1 protein-coding gene is annotated in these 626 nt (G+C 66.5%); it reads right to left on the minus strand.

The features are described from left to right. A partial coding sequence (locus A5692_RS16020; protein ID WP_231984341.1) for a condensation domain-containing protein occupies positions 1-626 on the minus strand: 626 nt, incomplete at both ends.

Here is a 626-nt window from a genome sequence, read left to right on the forward strand (position 1 = left end):
GGTCACATCAACGACGTCCCAGCCGAAATCGGCCCCCTCATGCGAGATCAGCTGCTGGTGGGGGACCCCATCAACCGTGGGGAACACCGTGCGCAGGCTTTCATGCCGGGCCACCACATCGGTCAGCGCAGCCCCCAGGGCCTCCACGTCGAGTGGCCCCGTGAGGCGCACCGCCACGGGCATGTTGTAAACCGCCGACCGACCCAGCAACTGATCGATGAACCACAACCGGGATTGGGCAAACGACAACGGCACCCGCTCCGGACGTGGGCCGGCCACCAGCGGGGCCAGCCCACCCCCACCCCCGATGTTGGCCTGGATGCGGGGTCCTAACTGGGCGAGGGTGGGTGCCTCGAAGATGGTGCGTACCGACAAGTCAGTATCCAGGCTGGTGTTGATGGCGGCGATCAGGCGCATCGCCGACAATGAGTCCCCACCGAGGTCGAAGAAGGAGTCGTCCAGTCCGACGCGGTCGTGGCCGAGGATTTGGGCGTAGATGCCGGCCAGAATGTCTTCGGTGAGGGTGGCCGGGACGCGATAGGGGGCGCCGGTGTAGTCGGGGGCGGGTAGGGCGCGGGTGTCGAGTTTGCCATTGACCGTCAATGGCAGAGCGTCGAGCACCACGG

The organism is Mycobacterium sp. E342 (assembly GCF_001667665.1).
Classification (GTDB): Bacteria; Actinomycetota; Actinomycetes; order Mycobacteriales; family Mycobacteriaceae; genus Mycobacterium.